Origin of the sequence: Proteiniphilum sp. UBA5384 (assembly GCF_002410825.1) — a bacterium.
In the GTDB taxonomy this organism is placed as follows: Bacteria; Bacteroidota; Bacteroidia; order Bacteroidales; family Dysgonomonadaceae; genus Proteiniphilum.
The window spans coordinates 230,672-248,695 of sequence record NZ_DHOS01000002.1; the positions used below are offsets into that span (position 1 = coordinate 230,672).

The 18,024-nt window shown below is 36.2% G+C and carries 16 protein-coding genes and 1 pseudogene; 16 read left to right on the forward strand and 1 reads right to left on the reverse strand.

What is annotated here, in order from left to right:
- Positions 1 to 57: 57 nt before the first annotated feature.
- From B4G81_RS01955 to B4G81_RS02010, 12 genes are all read left to right on the forward strand, one after another.
- Entirely contained in the window at positions 58 to 1,218 is a 1,161-nt protein-coding gene (locus B4G81_RS01955) for an MraY family glycosyltransferase (RefSeq protein WP_294079526.1), read from the forward strand.
- 140 nt (positions 1,219 to 1,358) lie between these two features.
- Positions 1,359 to 2,330 carry an SDR family oxidoreductase gene (locus tag B4G81_RS01960; RefSeq protein WP_294079528.1) on the forward strand — a complete coding sequence of 324 codons (972 nt, stop codon included), beginning with the start codon at positions 1,359 to 1,361 and terminating at the stop codon, positions 2,328 to 2,330.
- A gap of 19 nt (positions 2,331 to 2,349) precedes the next feature.
- Positions 2,350 to 3,642 carry a nucleotide sugar dehydrogenase gene (locus B4G81_RS01965; RefSeq protein WP_294079530.1) on the forward strand — a complete coding sequence of 431 codons (1,293 nt, stop codon included), beginning with the start codon at positions 2,350 to 2,352 and terminating at the stop codon, positions 3,640 to 3,642.
- Positions 3,643 to 3,655: 13 nt separating this feature from the next.
- Positions 3,656 to 4,795, forward strand: a complete 1,140-nt coding sequence (wecB, locus tag B4G81_RS01970; RefSeq protein WP_294079533.1) for a non-hydrolyzing UDP-N-acetylglucosamine 2-epimerase — start codon at positions 3,656 to 3,658, stop codon at positions 4,793 to 4,795.
- 111 nt (positions 4,796 to 4,906) lie between these two features.
- A complete protein-coding gene (pseB, locus tag B4G81_RS01975) occupies positions 4,907 to 5,926 on the forward strand; it encodes a UDP-N-acetylglucosamine 4,6-dehydratase (inverting) (RefSeq protein WP_294079535.1) in 1,020 nt (339 codons plus the stop codon).
- On the forward strand, positions 5,923 to 7,128 hold the full coding sequence (pseC, locus tag B4G81_RS01980; protein WP_294079537.1) for a UDP-4-amino-4,6-dideoxy-N-acetyl-beta-L-altrosamine transaminase: 1,206 nt from the start codon (positions 5,923 to 5,925) through the stop codon (positions 7,126 to 7,128). Before pseB ends, pseC begins: the two co-directional genes overlap by 4 nt.
- Positions 7,125 to 7,817, forward strand: coding sequence for a pseudaminic acid cytidylyltransferase (gene pseF, locus B4G81_RS01985; RefSeq protein WP_294079539.1), 693 nt, complete (start codon positions 7,125 to 7,127; stop codon positions 7,815 to 7,817). The genes pseC and pseF overlap by 4 nt, the downstream gene beginning before the upstream one ends.
- A gap of 43 nt (positions 7,818 to 7,860) precedes the next feature.
- Positions 7,861 to 8,802, forward strand: coding sequence for a GNAT family N-acetyltransferase (locus B4G81_RS01990; protein ID WP_294079541.1), 942 nt, complete (start codon positions 7,861 to 7,863; stop codon positions 8,800 to 8,802).
- Positions 8,777 to 9,802, forward strand: a complete 1,026-nt coding sequence (gene pseI, locus B4G81_RS01995) for a pseudaminic acid synthase (protein WP_294079543.1) — start codon at positions 8,777 to 8,779, stop codon at positions 9,800 to 9,802. The genes B4G81_RS01990 and pseI overlap by 26 nt, the downstream gene beginning before the upstream one ends.
- Before the next feature lie 28 nt (positions 9,803 to 9,830).
- Positions 9,831 to 11,363, forward strand: coding sequence for an oligosaccharide flippase family protein (locus tag B4G81_RS02000; RefSeq protein ID WP_294079545.1), 1,533 nt, complete (start codon positions 9,831 to 9,833; stop codon positions 11,361 to 11,363).
- 7 nt (positions 11,364 to 11,370) lie between these two features.
- Positions 11,371 to 12,753, forward strand: a complete 1,383-nt coding sequence (locus B4G81_RS02005) for a hypothetical protein (RefSeq protein ID WP_294079547.1) — start codon at positions 11,371 to 11,373, stop codon at positions 12,751 to 12,753.
- Entirely contained in the window at positions 12,754 to 13,980 is a 1,227-nt protein-coding gene (locus tag B4G81_RS02010) for an O-antigen ligase family protein (RefSeq protein WP_294079549.1), read from the forward strand.
- A 17-nt stretch (positions 13,981 to 13,997) separates the two neighbouring features.
- Here B4G81_RS02010 and tnpA read toward each other — a convergent pair whose 3' ends face one another.
- Positions 13,998 to 14,432, reverse strand: coding sequence for an IS200/IS605 family transposase (tnpA, locus tag B4G81_RS02015; protein ID WP_294079551.1), 435 nt, complete (start codon positions 14,430 to 14,432; stop codon positions 13,998 to 14,000).
- A 93-nt stretch (positions 14,433 to 14,525) separates the two neighbouring features.
- On the opposite strand from tnpA, the gene B4G81_RS02020 reads away from it, so the two are divergent.
- The 4 genes and pseudogenes from B4G81_RS02020 to B4G81_RS02035 all read left to right on the forward strand — a co-directional run bounded on the left by B4G81_RS02020 (position 14,526) and on the right by B4G81_RS02035 (position 18,022).
- Complete coding sequence (locus tag B4G81_RS02020) at positions 14,526 to 15,662, forward strand: glycosyltransferase (RefSeq protein WP_294079553.1); 1,137 nt, start codon at positions 14,526 to 14,528, stop codon at positions 15,660 to 15,662.
- Positions 15,659 to 16,801 carry a glycosyltransferase gene (locus B4G81_RS02025; RefSeq protein ID WP_294079555.1) on the forward strand — a complete coding sequence of 381 codons (1,143 nt, stop codon included), beginning with the start codon at positions 15,659 to 15,661 and terminating at the stop codon, positions 16,799 to 16,801. Before B4G81_RS02020 ends, B4G81_RS02025 begins: the two co-directional genes overlap by 4 nt.
- 346 nt (positions 16,802 to 17,147) lie before the next feature.
- A pseudogene (locus B4G81_RS15260) lies at positions 17,148 to 17,309 on the forward strand (DapH/DapD/GlmU-related protein); the annotation flags it as partial.
- 170 nt (positions 17,310 to 17,479) lie between these two features.
- Positions 17,480 to 18,022, forward strand: a complete 543-nt coding sequence (locus B4G81_RS02035; RefSeq protein ID WP_294079559.1) for a hypothetical protein — start codon at positions 17,480 to 17,482, stop codon at positions 18,020 to 18,022.
- Positions 18,023 to 18,024: the final 2 nt, after the last annotated feature.

The window sequence follows — 18,024 nt, forward strand, 5'->3', positions numbered from 1 at the left end:
ATCCTGTTTTATTGGAAAAATCAATAAAATCAACCGATACACCAAAATCTTATCAGAATGGAATTAAATATCAGTCTTTTTGCTGCATTAGGTGGTAGTGGACTATTTTCATGGATTTTTCTTTCGGAGATTCAGCGGATATGTTTTCAGAAAAAATTATTTGATTCGCACGATGAAAGAAAGGTACATAAGGGCGTCGTGCCCCGGCTGGGAGGAGCAAGTTTTTTCCCGGCCATGATACTTTCCTTCCTCCTTGTGTTAAGTGCAAATATCCTTCTGCAGACTTCTCTGGTGCCGGAGATCAGTGCCGTCTTCATGGAGGAGTGGACGCTGTTGCTTTCTGCCGTCATTTTGCTGTATCTCACCGGACTTACGGACGACCTGGTCGAAGTACGTTACCGGAACAAATTGTTGATCCAGGTAATTTCCGCTGCGTTATTTACTGCATCGGGAATATGGATTAACGACTTGCACGGTCTCTTTGGCGTGCATGGGATAAGCCCCGTGATAGGTATTCCCCTTACCATCATCATTATCGTTTCAGTGATCAATGCCTTCAATTTTATCGACGGTATCGACGGGCTGGCGGCAGGTATAGCCGTGCTTGCCTTTTTGTTTTTCGGGATCACCTTTATCCATCTGAAACTTTATATTTACAGTATATTTACCTTTGCTGCTTTAGGGATGTTAATCCCTTTCTTATACTATAATATATTCGGCAAGACGACTAACCATAGCAAAATGTTTATGGGAGATTGCGGTTCATTGACCATTGGCATGTTGCTGGCGGCCATTGCCGTGAAAGTATACCACTACGCCCCGACGGTGGAAAATGAACCTTCTGCGGCGTTGGTGCTGGGCTTCTCGGTATTGATCGTGCCGGTGTTCGATGCTTTACGGGTAATTTTACTTCGGATGATAAGGGGGTACAGCCCCTTTAAACCCGATCGGAGCCATATGCATCATGTGCTGTTGGGACTGGGGTTCTCGCACAAGGTAGCCACTCTGTTTATGATTACATTCGTCATTTTCTTTGGTTCAGTTTCTCTTTTTTTGGCCCCTTATTTAAACATTAACCTGCTGGTAGGAGGTGTTGTCTTACTATGGTTCGTGCTCGATTTCTCCTTACGGTTAAAGTTAAAGAAAACGGCGCATATGAAATCATCCGGGAAAGGTGATTTACAACGTCCTGTAGTGAATCGGAACTTGTCGGAATAACAGTGGTAGATATCTAGCTTACAACGTGATTGAACAAAAAACAAATAATAACAGGACTATGAGTCTGCCCGTTATGGCTATGGTTACGGTTACGGCTTAGGATCAGGCTATTTTGATAAGGAATAATTCATATAAAATATATGTCTAAAATTTTAGTGACAGGCGGGGCTGGTTTTATCGGCTCCAATCTTACGGAGGAGTTATTGCAGCGGGGGCATAAAGTAACGGTGCTTGATAATTTCTCCACCGGAAAAATTGAAAACCTGCTGCCGCTATTGGAGAAATATCCCGACGGCCTTACGCTGCAGGTAGGTGATATCCGAAATATGGAAGATTGCAGGAAGGCAACTGAAAGAGTGGAATATCTCTTCCATGAAGCAGCTTTGGGTTCCGTTCCCCGCTCCATCAAAGATCCGGTTACCACCAACGAGGTGAATGTGACCGGTTTTTTGAATATGCTGGTCGCCGGCCGTGATGCCGGAGTAAAACGATTTATCTATGCTGCCAGTTCTTCCACCTATGGTGACAGCCAAACCCTTCCAAAAGTAGAAGATGTGATTGGTAAGCCGTTGTCCCCCTATGCTATCACCAAATATGTGAATGAACTCTATGCCGATGTCTTTGCCAAAACCTACGGGATGGAATGCATCGGGTTGCGCTACTTTAATGTTTTCGGACGCCGGCAGGATCCCAATGGCGCATACGCCGCAGTGATTCCTCTTTTCGTGAAAAAACTGATGCGGCATGAATCACCCGTCATCAACGGCGATGGCGAGTACAGCCGCGACTTCACCTATATCGACAATGTGATCCGGATGAATTTACTGGCGATGGAAATTGCCAACCCGCGAGCGGTTAATCAGGTATATAATACCGCCTATGGCGAAAGGACCACCCTCAATCAACTGGTGGCTTACCTGAAAGAATATCTGAGTGAATTCGATCCTGAAATTGCTCATATAGAAGTGATCCACGGCCCCAACCGTGCCGGGGATATTCCCCATTCCCTCGCCAATATCGATAAGGCAAGGGAGTTGTTGGGATATGACCCGGAATACTCCATGCAACAGGGACTGAAAGAAGCTGTTCAATGGTATTGGAGCAATCTTTGATTTGAAATAAACTATATATATGCAAGAGTATACAATTGCCGTAGTCGGCCTGGGTTATGTAGGTTTGCCTCTGGCCCGCTTGTTTGCCACGAAATATCCTGTGGTGGGCTTCGATATTAACCGGAAAAGGGTAGGTGAATTGATGGAAGGACACGATCTGACCTTGGAGGTAGAAGATGACATCCTTCAATCCGCTTTGGTAAAGGAAAATCCTTTCAACAACCATCATAAGGGCCTTTATTGTTCCTGTAATCTTGATGATATCAGGGAAGCCAATATCTATATCGTCACTGTCCCCACGCCGGTGGACAAGAATAACCGTCCCGATCTCACACCGCTGATAAAAGCCAGTGAGACGGTGGGCAAGGTGATTGGCAAAGGTGATATAGTGGTGTACGAATCCACCGTCTACCCCGGAGCCACCGAAGAAGATTGTATTCCTGTGGTGGAAAGGACCTCCGGTTTGGTATTCAATAAAGACTTCTTTGCAGGCTATTCACCGGAACGTATTAATCCGGGCGACAAGGAACATACGGTCGAAAAAATCAAGAAAGTGACTTCCGGATCTACACCCGAAACCGGAAAGATAGTAAACGAACTCTATCGGTCTGTAATTGCAGCCGGCACCCATTTGGCTCCCACCATCAAGGTGGCCGAGGCAGCCAAGGTAATTGAAAACTCGCAACGCGATATCAATATCGCTTTTGTGAACGAACTGGCAAAAATATTTAACCGCATGGGTATCGATACCCACGAAGTATTGGAAGCGGCGGGCACCAAATGGAACTTCCTGCCATTCAAACCCGGATTGGTAGGTGGGCACTGTATCGGTGTCGATCCCTATTACCTGGCGCAAAAGGCACAGGAATATGGCTATCACCCCGAGATTATCCTGGCCGGACGGCGGATGAACGATACTATGGGAGAGTACGTAGCATCACAGGTCGTGAAGTGCATGATACAAAAAGGGATGTGTGTAAAGGCGGCCAATCTCCTTGTGTTGGGGATCACCTTTAAGGAAAACTGCCCCGACGTGCGTAATACCAAAGCGGTGGATGTGGTGAAAAACTTGGAAGAGTATGGTATTGAGGTGACAGTATATGACCCTTGGGCAAATCCTGATGAGGTGACACATGAATATGGAGTCGAATCGTTAAAAGAATTGTCCCCGGAAAAGAAATATGATGCCATTGTATTGACTGTGGCACATAATGAATTCCTGGATGTCGATTGGAAACAATATCTGAAACCGGAAGGGGTGGTCTATGATGTGAAAGGAGTATTGCAGGAAATTGCGAATGAAAGACTATAACAATAAAAAATCTATGAAATTGACAATTATAGCAGGAGCAAGACCTAACTTTATGAAAATTGCCCCAGTTATTCATGCCATAGAAAAAGTTCAAAAAGAAGGTAAGCAGATATCGTACCGCCTTGTCCATACCGGGCAGCACTACGACAAGAATATGAGCGATACCTTTTTCGAAGAGTTGAATATTCCGAAACCTGATGTGAATCTCGGTATAGGAGGAGGAAGCCAGGCGGAGCAGACAGCCGGGATTATGGTAGCCTTTGAAAAGGAGTTGATGGCTAATCCCACCGATTTAGTTGTGGTGGTGGGAGATGTCACTTCCACCATGGCATGTTCTATCGTGGCAAAGAAGCTGAACACCAAAGTAGCCCATATCGAGGCGGGAATCCGTTCATGGGATCTGACCATGCCCGAAGAGATCAACCGGATGGTGACTGACTGTCTGGCGGATTATTATTTTACCACTACCGAATTGGCCGGTCAGAACCTCCGCAATACAGGCGTAAAGGACGATCGGATATTCTTTGTGGGCAATGTGATGATCGATACCCTGCTCGCCAATATAAATCGGTTGGTCAAACCTGCCATATTTGATGCTCTTTCGTTAAAAGAAAAGGAATATCTCATGCTTACCCTACATCGTCCCGCCAATGTGGATGAAGCCGGGAAGTTAAAGACCCTGATGACGGAAATTGTGGACAATGTATATGGACTTCCGGTTATTTTCCCAATCCACCCCCGCACAGCGAAGATATTTTCGGAGTTGGGAATTGAAGCCGACAACCTGTTTATTGTCGATCCCATGGGGTATTTACAATTTAATTATATGGTGAAACATGCAAAAGCGGTCATTACCGACTCTGGTGGAATTACGGAAGAGACCACCGTGATGGGTATTCCCTGTATTACTTTGCGGGATAATACCGAACGGCCTGAAACCTGCACCATTGGCACTAACGAATTGATTGGCACCAATCCAACCGCCATAAAACCCACATTGGAGAAACTCTTTGCCGGTAGTTGGAAAAAAGGAGGGATACCCGAATTGTGGGACGGAAAGGCAGCAGAAAGGATAGTGGAACTGATATTGAAATTGCAAGAATATTCAACGGAATATAAAGGAAGAGGCATGCAGGACCAAGTCAAATTATGATTTTATTATTTACGAAGATTGCAATTTCTAATGGATACAATTAAAGTCAATAAAACAAGATTGGAATGATAGGTAGAATTAAGTGGTTAAACTTTATAAAATAAAAAATAAATGTTAGATTTAAATGCTAAGAGCATTCTTATAACCGGTGGTACTGGATCATTAGGTAAAGCATTGACCAAGACTATTTTTAAAAAGTGGCCAAACGTAAAAAGATTGGTAATATATTCACGTGATGAACAGAAACAGTTCATTATGAATCAGGAGTATCCGGTCTCAAAATATCCTCAGATTCGATTTTTTATAGGAGATGTCAGGGATAAGGAACGATTGACCCGTGCAATGAATGGCATAGATTATGTCATTCATGCCGCGGCGATGAAACATGTTCATATTGCCGAATATAATCCGGACGAATGTGTAAAAACCAATATCGGAGGTGCTCAAAACGTTATTGATGCATGCCTTGCCAGTGGAGTTAAAAATGTGGTGGCACTATCTACCGATAAGGCTTGTGCGCCTATAAATTTATATGGAGCCACCAAACTGGCATCCGATAAATTATTTGTAGCTGCGAACAATATAAAAGGTGCCAATCCTATTAAGTTTTCGGTGGTACGCTACGGAAATGTAATGGGTTCGAATGGATCGGTTATCCCTTTCTTTATAAACAAGAAAAAAGAGGGAGTAATACCAATTACCGATCCGAATATGACACGTTTTAATATCCCTATCGAAGGGGGTATCGACATGATTTTGTTTGCTTTGGAAAACGCGTGGGGCGGTGAAATTTTTATCCCTAAAATTCCATCCTATAAAATCATGGAATTAGCCGAAGCGGTTGCACCTAATTGCCAAACAAAAGTAGTTGGAATAAGGCCCGGAGAAAAAATTCATGAGGAGATGATCACGGCTTCCGACTCATTTCATACGTATGATCTTGGAACCTACTATACCATTCTTCCTCAAATACCCACTTGGAATGTCGACGACTATATAAAACATTTTAATGCTAAGCCGGTACCTGTCGGATTTAGCTATAATTCAGGGGAGAATGAAGAATGGGAAACGGTTGACACAATTCGTGAAAAAATAAAACAATACCTTGATCCTAATTTCGTTGCAGAATGACACAAAAACCTATACCCTACGGTTGCCAGCATATTACAGAAGAAGATATTGAAGCTGTAAATGCCGCATTACGTTCCGACTACCTCACACAAGGACCGCAAATCAAGGAATTTGAGGATAAATTTGCAGACTATATCGGATGTAACTATGCTGTTGCGGTTGCAAATGGCACGGCAGCATTACATCTATCCGCAATGGCTCTTACTGTAAAACCGGGAGACAAAGTCATTGTAACTCCACTTACTTTTGTAGCTTCAGCTAATTGTGTGCGATATTGTGGAGGAGAGGTTGTATTTGCAGATATCGATCCGGCTACTTATCTTTTAGATATCGACGCGGTAAAAAAAATGCTGGAAGCATCTCCTAAAGGAACTTACCAAGGGATTATCCCTGTAGATTTTGCCGGAAGAGCTGTGAATCTGGAAGAATTCAGAAAACTGGCAGACGAATACGGCCTTTGGATTTTGGAAGATGCTTGCCATGCGCCCGGCGGCTATTTCATTGATTCCAATAATGACAAACAATTTTGCGGCAACGGGAAATATGCCGATCTGGCCATTTTTTCTTTTCATCCTGTGAAACACATTGCCTGTGGTGAGGGTGGAATGATTACCACTAATGATGAGGATTTGTACAATAAATTGTTGCTTTACCGTACTCATGGCATTACAAAAGGAAGCCCGGCATTTCCTTATACAAACAGTATCGAATTCGCAACTGGCGGATATAAAGACGAATCCGAGTATCCCGGATGGTATATGGAGATGCAGGATCTTGGATATAATTATCGACTTACCGATTTTCAGGCGGCCCTTGGCATAAGCCAATTGAAACGTGCCGATAAAGGATTGGAGCGTCGTCACGAAATTGCGCAAAATTATAACAAAGCATTTGAGGGTAAATCCTATATTTTAGGTCAATCCGGCGATGTGGAGGGAAATGCATATCATTTATATGTAGTGGAAGTAAAAGACAGGTTGAACTTGTATAATTATTTGCGCAAAAATAACATCTTCGCTCAAATACATTATATACCGGCCCACCTGATGCCTTATTATCGCAATTTGGGATATAAAGAAGGAGATTTACCATCTGTGGAAACTTACTACAAACACTGTTTGAGTCTGCCCATGTTCCCTACCCTCACAGAAGAGGAACAAATGTATGTGATTAATAAAATTGACGAATTTTACGCAAAGTGAAAAATTTAGCTATCATACCGGCAAGAGGAGGGAGCAAGCGTATTCCCCGAAAAAACATAAAAGATTTTCGAGGAAAACCCATTATTGCTTATTCTATCCAGTCTGCGTTACAATCTAATTTATTCGATGAAGTAATGGTCTCTACGGACGATCAAGAAATAGCTAATATTGCGATAAGATATGGGGCAAAAGTTCCTTTTATGCGGACAGAGAATACATCCAACGATTATGCTACAACAATGGATGTATTAAAAGAAGTAGAAGGGATGTATAAGACCATTTTCAACAAAGAATTTGATTATATTTGTTGCGTCTATGCGACCGCCCCTTTTATTAGTAAGGAGCATTTAAATACAGGATACACTTTATTGAAAGAGGAACACCTTACATCAGTTTATCCAATCGTAGCTTTCAATTATCCTGTATGGAGAGGATTGAAAATAAATGAAGCGGGAGAAACAGAAATGGTTTGGCCTGAATTTTCGAATTCAAGATCGCAAGATTTAGAAAAAGTATTTCATGATGCAGGACAATGGTATTGGTACGATCCCAAGAAAGTGTCGGATTCTCTTTTTACCGATAATTCAAAATCCATAGTACTCTCAGAATCAGAGGTACAAGACATTGATACTATAATAGATTGGCAAATGGCTGAAATGAAATATGGACTCTTACAAAATCTTAAATAACCGAATATATACAGAAGGGATCTATTCATTGGTGCCCATACGGATGGAAGACCGCTTTGACATCATGCGATGGCGGAATGAGCAGATATACCATTTGCGCCAATCTAAACCCCTTACAACAGAAGATCAGGATAATTATTTCACGAATGTCATTTCTAAATTATTTGACCAAGAGCAGCCAGATCAAATCCTATTCTCCTATCTTGAAGGGGAAAAGTGCATTGGTTATGGTGGATTGGTACATATTAATTGGATAGATAAGAATGCAGAAGTATCTTTTATTATTGATACTCGACGGGAAAAGGAAGAATTCAATAAACACTGGAGTATTTATCTTGATTTAATAGAAAAGGTTGCCTTTACGGAATTGAAATTCCATAAGCTTTTCACTTACGCTTTTGATTTACGTCCACATTTGTACGAGGTGTTAGAAGATTGTGGATATATAAAAGAAGCTGTTTTAAAAGAACATTGTTTATTTAATGACGAATTTAAAGATGTTGTAATTCACAGCATTATAAACGATCAATTAACATTAAGAAAAATACAACGAGAAGATAAGAACCTAATATTTGAATGGGCTAACGAAGAACAAACTAGATTCAACTCTTTCAATTCTAATGAAATTCCGTATAATAACCATTCTGCTTGGTTTGATAAAAAATTAATTGATAAGAATGCATGCTACTATATATGTGAATTCAATGGGGAACCTGCAGGCTTAGTACGTTTTGATATAAAAGAAGATAAGTTGATTATAGGAATAACGATTGATAAAAAACAGAGAGGTAAGAGACTATCTTCAAAATTCCTTAGTAAAGCATGTGAAATAGTTACAGATCAAACACAATTACCCATTATTGCGTATATAAAAAAAGAAAATTTCCCATCCATAAAGTCTTTTGAAAAAGCGGGATTCATTTATAATACAAATATAAAGATAAATGATATAGATGCATATGAGTACAAATATAAAAGAAAATAAAGTATTTATTATTGCAGAATTATCTGCCAATCATAATGGAAGTCTTAAAACTGCCGTAGAATCGATTAAAGTTATAAAAAGAACAGGAGCAGATGCAATAAAATTACAAACTTACACGGCTGATACGATTACGATAAACTGCAAGAAAGACGATTTTAGAATTAAAGGAACGATATGGGAAGATCGATACCTTTACGACTTGTATAAAGAGGCGTATACCCCTTGGGAATGGCATGAAGAATTATTTCGGGCAGCCAAAGAAGAAGGACTTATCTGCTTTTCATCTCCTTTTGATAAGACTGCTGTTGACTTTTTAGAATCATTGGATAATCCTATCTATAAAATTGCCTCTTTTGAAATTACTGATATCCCTTTAATTGAGTACGCTGCATCAAAAGGAAAACCAATGGTTATCTCTACCGGCATCGCAACGGAAGAAGATATCCAGTTGGCAGTGGATACTTGTCGTGCTGTAGGAAATAATGATATAACTTTGCTAAAGTGTACCTCATCCTATCCTGCCCCCATTGAGGAGGCAAATTTGACTATGATTCAAGATTTAGCTAAACGTTTTGATGTTAAAGCCGGTTTATCAGATCATACGATCGGAAGTACCGCTCCAATAGTTGCAACGGTATTGGGAGCAACAATGATAGAGAAGCATTTCATCATTGATCGATCAATAGGTGGGCCTGACGCAAGCTTTTCCATGAATGAAAAAGAATTTACAGAAATGGTTAAAGCTATAAGAGATGCAGAAAAAGCAATAGGAAAAATAGATTATATCCTAACGGAGAAGCAGAAAAGCAATCGTGCTTTCAGCCGATCATTATATGTGGTGGAAGATATAAAAGCGGGAGAAATTATTACCGAAAAAAATGTGCGCTCAATTCGTCCGGGATTCGGATTACATCCGAAATATTATAAAGAGATTTTAGGAAAAAAAATGAATTGTAATGTTGAAAAGGGTACATCATTAGAATTTAATTTAATAGACTAACAATCTTTTAAGGTATAAGGTGATAAGAATGGAAACTCAAAATAAAAAAGAAAATATAAGACAACGGGCTTATCTAAACTCTGTAACAGCATGGATAGACACCATAGTTAAATTAATTGTCCGTTTTATCATAGATCCATTCATCATCTCTTTTTTAGGAGGTTTCTACTACGGAATATGGCAAATTATAAATCAATTAAATAGTTATTTAGCTACAACAGACTTAAGAGCTGCGACAGCTCTTAAGTGGATTATAGCAAAAGACAGAACAACAAAGTCGGAATACGAACTGAAACAATCGGTATCTTCTTCTCTTTACACGAATTTCATCTTCCTGCCTTTGTACTTAATCACTGGAGCGATTATAGTTTATTATGTACCATATATAACAAAAGTCTCTAGTGAAGATTTTTTCTTAGTAAGAAAAACCTCAGCCATAATGGTATTGGCTTTTATTATTACGCAAATCTTTTTTTTATTCGAATCCGTACTTCATGGCATGAATCTATCGTATAAAAGATTAGGTATCAGGTCTATTATTACAATTCTTGGAGGGGTTTTCACTTTTATTTTACTTAGTTGCGGTTTTAGCATCGATGGCTTAGCAATAGTCAATGTTTTTATAGCATTAGCAACTGGATTAACTTTTGCTTTGATTGTAAAAAAAATAGTTCCTTGGTTCGGCTTCGTAAAAGTACGGTTCAATCAAATTATGAGCTTTGCAAAACTTAGTGGTTGGTTTATGATTGACAAAATTGTAAATTTATTAAATGAATCAATAGATTTAATTCTCCTTGGATATTTCGCAAGTGCTCAATATGTTACTATGTATACAATCTCTCGATTTACCATACAAGCCGTATCGAGCATTTATAGGAGCGGCCAAGGAGCAATTGTTCCAGGTATTACTCGCTTTTTAGGAGAAAATAAATTTGATAAGATTATATATTTCAGAAAGTCGATGATAATAATGAACTGGTTTGTTTTAGGTATATTTGGTTCAGTTATTATACTATTAAACAGATCCTTTATTGGTTTATGGACAAATCAAGATTATTTTGCAGGATCTTATGAAACTTTTTTGATTGTATTGCTTGCTCTTTTAAAATCACTGTATTCCATTGATGATTCAATTATTACAATGAATCTGAATCTAAAAAAGAAAATCATTATTTCAGCAATATCAGCATTAATGACTATAATAATGTCAATCATACTGATTCCCCAATTTCATATAATTGGATTATTGATCTCATTAATAATAGGGCTATTATTAAGAATGGTCATCTTTTCAAGTATTGCCAAAGATATAGTTAACGGGAGTAATTTTATTCCTAATTTATTTTTTTCACGGATATCATTATTTTCATTGTTTATCTTGGGTATTTCTACCTACTTATCACAATATATCATGGTTGACAAATGGTTCAATTTATTTTTATATGCATTTTTTTATTTGTTATTAATTGTACCTTTATATTGGTTTATGGGACTTAATAAATTGAATAGAGATTTTCTGATAGAAAATCTAAGGAGAATAAAACCAACTAAACTTGATTAATATTTTTATGAAACGACAAATATTATTAGATCCCGGTATCATTCCTTTTTCCCCTTTAAGAGAATGTATTAATACATTTCTCGCCAACAATAAATTAATTATTATTAATGATAATCCCCGAAAAAATGATTGGGGAGAATTGGAGTCAAAGTGCGAACTAATATCTTATTATCAATTACATACAATTGAATCTATAAATAAAAATCCAAATTTAAAAAATGATTATACTTCCTTACTTCAAGGGATTATAAATGACCACAGAACCTTACTTATTTACGAGAGAGTAACGAAAATTTTCGGATGGAACTCTCTATTTAATGGAATACAGAAGATTGAAATACTAATTTATAATAGTTTAGATCTTTTACAAAGAATCAAACCAGATATACTTTTTTTTCAGGCAACTCCTCATAATCTTTCTTCATGGATATTGGCCAAAACAGCTGAATTTTTACAAATAAAAGTGCATATGATTCAAACATCTCCACTCCCTTGGAGGTTTTGGGTTGTTGAAGGATTAGATAAGCAAATACCTATATTTTCAAATGAAAAAATCGAAATAAATGAAGCAGATAAAAATATTTTTCAACAATTTTGGGAGATGAATAATGCTAATTATGATATTGCATTACCAAGCTACGAAAAAAAGAGAATTCAAACGAGAGGAGGCAAATATTGGTCATGGAAAAAAGAATTGAAAGATGGCATTAAGCAGCCAAAAAAGCTATTGACTCTATTATATAAATATAAACTCTACTGTGCATATAAATCCTTGACGACTGTTCCTAATTATTCACAAAAATATATTATTTTCTTTCTTCATTATCAGCCAGAAAGGACTTCAATGCCTGAAGGTGGGTTTTACTCTCAACAATGGCTAATAATCAGACATCTGTCTTTAGTTCTGCCTAAGGATTGGGTTCTATATATTAAAGAGCATCCATCTACATTTACTGGCAAATATGATATTAAATACAGAAATCCAAATTTTTACAGAACTATATCAAACCTATCAAATGTAAAGTTATTGCCGATAGAAACTGACACATTTAATTTAATAGACTCTTCTCAGTTTGTTGTAACTATTACCGGAACAGTTGGGATTCAATCTTTGATACGCAAAAAGCCGGTCATAGTATTTGGATATTCAAGTTATAGAGACTTTCAAAATGGTGTATATAAAATAAATAATATTCAGGATTTGGTCACCTTATTTCAAAATAAGCACGAAGATGTAAATTTTGATGTTGAGCAGGTATATGATTATCTTTTAACAAAAAATCACCAGTCTATTTCCGGCTATGATCAGAATAAATGTGACGATATATATGATAAATTTACTAGGATTAATGGACATATAAATCTCTTGTTAAAATACTTCTCTATATAAATGAAAATCAAAAAAATACAACTAGAAGATATTTTTGCTTTTACTTTAGTCTCAAGTATCGTTTTTGTAGGAATACTTTCAGGTGAGAAAGCCGGGTTATTATTATTTGCTATTTCTACTTTTGCTATTTTAGGAGTATTATTCTTCAGAAGAAAAATTAAAATAGAAAGAATACCCAATATTATTAGATTGTATTTTTTCTTATGCATTATGGCTCTTTTATCCAGTTTTTATGCAATCAATATGCAATATAGTCTCGATGTATTATGGAAAATTTTTTCTGTTCTTTTCATTATGTTCTTTATTCATATTTACACACAGAATTCAAATAATGTATTCAAATTAATGTATCTATTTCTTTTTAATACATTAATTTTAGTCATATATAATATAATAAATTATCAACCAAGTATTTTCAGAGAATTACCTTATGGAGGAGTGAACCCTGTAGCATTGTTAATGTTTTTATCAATTACTATTACAATCTTCCTATATCATACTAATAAAAAAAAGATAATATTATTACTGATTCCTCTTTACTTATACCTTCTTTTCTTGACACAGTCTCAAAAATCGATTCTCTCCATTGCAATAGAACTGATTTTATATACAGTCCTTAATCTATATTTTTTGAATATAAAATCGTCAATAAAATATTTCTTTTTAAGTGTTTTGCTTGTATTTATCGGATATTATTTCTTATTGGAGTTTGAAATCCTTGAAGGATCCGCTAATAGAACGTTTGCAACAATTAAAGCTCTTACTTCTGGTGGACATGTAGAAGGAGCCGCTGGGGGTGCAGTAGGCGAAGGGTTAAGAGCTGTTGTAAAGGAATATGGTTGGTCTTATTTTGCCGAAAGTCCTTTCTGGGGTTATGGGATCAATAATTTTAGAGAATTATATGGACGTGAAACAGGTTTTTACACTTATACCCATTACACACCTCTTGAATTAATATTAGGTATGGGATTCTTAGCACTTCCAATATACTATGGCATATACTACTTACTATTAAGGGATTATTTTAAATCTTTAAAGAAACACAGAATTAGTACCTATTCATTCGTTATATCTTCAATTATTGCAACTATAATAGTTGGATTATATATGCAAACCTATTTTGACGCAGCTATACATTTCTATTTAATGTTATTATACGTATTCAATAAGTTTAAAGTAAAGGAACTAAATTACCATGCACTAAAAGTGCATGGGTTTAATAACTAAAAGAATGAAATTCTTTTTTATTCCAATAACCAATTATCGTGCAGAGTATTCGGCAGATCTTTATGATGTTCCAGATATTCCTGGACCATACTATCTGTTATTTGACCTGTACTCCAAGCCCCATAGCCCACTCCCCAGAAATGCTGAACCCAATAACGCTTCTCTAGTTCAGGAAATTCGCGTTGAAGCAAATGAGAACTCCTCCCTTTCAGCTTCTTTACAAACATACTTATGCTCAAGGATGGAGGATATTCTATATGAAGATGTACGTGATCTTTGCTCACTACTCCTTTTAGAATACGAACATTCTCTGCATTACAAATCTGAATCAGTAGATCGCGACAGCGAACCTGTATATCCCCCTTCAATACGTGATAGCGATATTTCGTTATCCAAACTAAATGCACACTTAGATTGCTTACTGTATGCGAGCTCCTGCGATAATCACTCATACAACAAAGATAAAAAGAACTTTATACAAACTGAAAGTAGCCGCATTAAAAATGCGGGGTTTTAACCGTTAATTAAATAATAAATTTAAAAATATGAGTGACAAGATAAAAGTTGCACTATATGTGCCAACTTTATTGGGAGGTGGTGCAGAACGTGTATTTGTAAATTTAGCTAATTATTTTATAGAAAATAATATTGAGGTGATATTTATTACTTCTTTTGATAAAGGATATATAAATCAATTGAATAGAAGCATTAAAGTCAAGTTCATCTTGAAGAAATCACGTTTTGGCAACCATTTATTTAACACCGTACATAGATTACTTATTTCAATAATAAAACTAATCAACATATTAATTACATCAAAGCCAGACTATTTATTAACAACTTTAGATGAAGCAAATATAATTGGTTATATTTGTAATATCGGCTGTTTTAGAAAAACGAAACATATTGTAAGACAAGCCAGTATTTTCGACAAGAAAAAATATGGTTTTCTTAAAGAAAAGATATTAGGAAAATCCTTTCGATCATCATATCTCGTTGTCGCCAATTCTCCCGATACAAAAGAATCTTTAGAAACTTTTATCACTGAATTACGAGATAAAATAATTGTTATTGGAAATCCTATTTTTAATGCAGATCACTTTCAATATCTAAGTACAGAAGATGAGAATTTTATTTTAGATTGTCCTTATATTCTATCTGTTGGTCGTTTAAATGCTGTAAAAGATCACCTAACACTCATTAATGCATTTAGAATAGTAAGGGAGGTATATGATAATATAAACCTAATTATTCTGGGTGATGGACCCCTCAAATCTGTTTTAGAGAAAGAAATTCATAATTTAGGATTAACTGATTGTACCATTCTTTTTGGATTCCAGAAGAACCCTTATACTTTCTATAAAAATGCATCAATATTTGTATTAAGTTCATTATCTGAAGGCTTTGGGAATGTCATTGTAGAGGCGTTATCATTCGGAAAAGCTATTGTTAGTACCGCCTGTTCCGGAGGACCAAAATATATATTAGATAACGGAAAATACGGAATCTTGGTGCCTGTCAAAGATCCTAAGTCAATGGCTAAAGCAATGATTTCAATTTTAGATGGGTCGATCGTATTCGATAGTAACACTCAAATATCCCGAGCTAATGATTTTTCAATAAATAACATAGGCTCAAAATATCTTCAAATCTTCACTAGCAACAAAGGTTATACACAATGAACATATTATTAAATTTTTTCCCCGTACAATCTGGTGGAGGACAACAAGTAGCCTCAAATTTCCTTATCACAATTATGAATAATAACTACAATCATAATTGGTTTGTATATGTGGGGGAAAATTCAGAACTACATATATTAGCCAATCAGATACTACCAAAATCAAATTTACTCATCACCAAATATTCCTATATTGAACGGCTAACAAATAAAAAAAAAGTTGATGAATTTATCGATAACAATGGTATTGATTTAATTTATAATTATGCCCCCATACTCCAGACAAGAAAAAAGATTCCACAAATAGTAAGAAGTGTTTACAGCAATTTATATTTTCCTGAAGTTAATTTTTGGAAAGGCTATTCTCCCATAATTAGGCTGAAAAAGAATATTATAGACAAATTACGTTTACAAGGAACTCTAAAAGCGAATGGGTTGATTTTTGAAAATAAGAGTATGCAGGTTAGGGCATCAGAGCTATTTAATTACCCAACAGAAAAGACATTCTATATAGAACCGAGCGTGACTCTATTCGATGAATCATTAACTTCCCCGTCTTATGGATATTTAAAAGAAGATGAGAGTTTTAAAATTCTATATCTTTCATCATGGCATTTAAACAAGAACATCCATATACTTCCACATGTAGCAGCTATTTTAAAAAAGAGGAATATCATGGTCAAATTTATTCTATCTTTAAATATAAATGATACAGCAATACAAAAAAAACTAGTCAATGTAATTAATAACTTTCAAGTAAATGAATATTTTACTTTTATAGGGAAAGTTCCTGCAAAATACGTTCATCAGGTTATAAAATACAGTAATGCAATGATATTATTAAGTAAGCTTGAGTGTTTCTCCAGTAATATCATTGAAGCCTTTTATTTTCAACGACCATTAATTATAGCCGACGAACCTTGGGCTAAATCTGAATGTAAAGATGCTGTCCTATATGTTCAAAGAGATAATATATTAGATATTGTAAACAATATTGAGACATTAAAATCAGATAAAAATCTATATGACGATCTCATATCAAAAGGTCATAAAAGGTTGAACGAGTTTAATACTCCCGAAAAAAAAGTTACGAAACAAGTCGAATTTATTGAGAAAATATATAATGAAATTGAAAGCTAAAATAAAAAACTTCCTCGTTTGCTCCTACGAAGATCTCTCTTTTCTTGTTTTTGCACTTCCACGTCATAAACTTTTTAATCTAATCAAAAGTAACTATTTACGCATACAGGGAGCTACAATAGGAAAGGGCATCACTTTTTATCCCGGAATAAAAATAAATCCAGCAAGAAATATATCTTTAGGTCATAATGTTGATTTAGCTTGGGGAGTGATTATTACCACCGGTGGTGGTGTTGAAATTGGAGAGAGGACTTTGGTAGGTTACAGAACCCAGATATTGTCGGCAAATCACGTAATACCACCCAATAGAGGAAAAATCTTCGGTGCCGGCCATGCTCCTGCTAAAATCATCATAGAAAATGATGTGTGGATAGGTGCCAATTGTGTTATTACCGCCGGAGTTCACATTGGAGAGGGAGCGGTTGTTGCCGCAGGAAGTGTGGTAACTAAAAACGTGCAGCCATTTACCATTGTAGGCGGTATTCCTGCAAAAATCATTAGAGAAAGGGATTAAAAAAATCCCTCAACAAGCAAGAGTATCTTGAATAAATTGGTCTCTATCAATTATTATAAACAAATATCTGATAATATAAGTCATTCAAGTTTAGAAAAAGTTATAAAGACTACCTACAGCCAGTCTCCCTATTTAGAAACAACTCTATAAATTTTAACAAAAGCATGAAAATAACAATTTTTTATTCATGGCAATCCACAACTGGCGGGAGATATAATCGAAACTTCATAAATGATTGTATCGAGGGGGCTATAACCAAAATTAAAAAAAATCCCGATTTTCAAAATATTCATTTTGAGATTCAAGAAGGCGTCACTGGAGAATCTGGCTCGGTAGCGGTCGCAAGCGTAATTACAGATAAACGAATACCTAATTGTGATATTTTTATAGCTGATTTGTCTGTGATCAATTGGGTCCCGGGGTGGAAAAAGTATTTGAAAAATATCATTGGCGATAAATATAAACCGCACCAAAACAATAATGTAATTCTTGAATATGGCGTAGCTGTAAATTCTTTAGGAGTAGAAAGAATTATTGGAATATTAAATAATAAATTTGGTTCACCTAATGAAAATCAAGATAACATTCCATTTGATATTCGGCACTTAAGATTCCCTATAGAATACTCCTATTTTTCAGAAAATGAAAATAAAAAATCAGAAATCAAGAAACAATTAATCTCTGATGCAAATTCCGTTTTATCCTGACC

Excerpts from the sequence above, each read along its gene's own strand:
- B4G81_RS01955 (WP_294079526.1), top strand. The coding sequence starts at position 58 with ATGGAATTAAATATCAGTCTTTTTGCTGCATTAGGTGGTAGTGGACTA.
- B4G81_RS01960 (WP_294079528.1), top strand. The coding sequence starts at position 1,359 with ATGTCTAAAATTTTAGTGACAGGCGGGGCTGGTTTTATCGGCTCCAAT.
- B4G81_RS01965 (WP_294079530.1), top strand. The coding sequence starts at position 2,350 with ATGCAAGAGTATACAATTGCCGTAGTCGGCCTGGGTTATGTAGGTTTG.
- wecB (WP_294079533.1), top strand. The coding sequence starts at position 3,656 with ATGAAATTGACAATTATAGCAGGAGCAAGACCTAACTTTATGAAAATT.
- pseB (WP_294079535.1), top strand. The coding sequence starts at position 4,907 with ATGTTAGATTTAAATGCTAAGAGCATTCTTATAACCGGTGGTACTGGA.
- pseC (WP_294079537.1), top strand. The coding sequence starts at position 5,923 with ATGACACAAAAACCTATACCCTACGGTTGCCAGCATATTACAGAAGAA.
- B4G81_RS01990 (WP_294079541.1), top strand. The coding sequence starts at position 7,861 with ATGGAAGACCGCTTTGACATCATGCGATGGCGGAATGAGCAGATATAC.
- pseI (WP_294079543.1), top strand. The coding sequence starts at position 8,777 with ATGAGTACAAATATAAAAGAAAATAAAGTATTTATTATTGCAGAATTA.
- B4G81_RS02000 (WP_294079545.1), top strand. The coding sequence starts at position 9,831 with ATGGAAACTCAAAATAAAAAAGAAAATATAAGACAACGGGCTTATCTA.
- B4G81_RS02005 (WP_294079547.1), top strand. The coding sequence starts at position 11,371 with ATGAAACGACAAATATTATTAGATCCCGGTATCATTCCTTTTTCCCCT.
- B4G81_RS02010 (WP_294079549.1), top strand. The coding sequence starts at position 12,754 with ATGAAAATCAAAAAAATACAACTAGAAGATATTTTTGCTTTTACTTTA.
- tnpA (WP_294079551.1), bottom strand. The coding sequence starts at position 14,432 with ATGAGTGATTATCGCAGGAGCTCGCATACAGTAAGCAATCTAAGTGTG.
- B4G81_RS02020 (WP_294079553.1), top strand. The coding sequence starts at position 14,526 with ATGAGTGACAAGATAAAAGTTGCACTATATGTGCCAACTTTATTGGGA.
- B4G81_RS02025 (WP_294079555.1), top strand. The coding sequence starts at position 15,659 with ATGAACATATTATTAAATTTTTTCCCCGTACAATCTGGTGGAGGACAA.
- B4G81_RS02035 (WP_294079559.1), top strand. The coding sequence starts at position 17,480 with ATGAAAATAACAATTTTTTATTCATGGCAATCCACAACTGGCGGGAGA.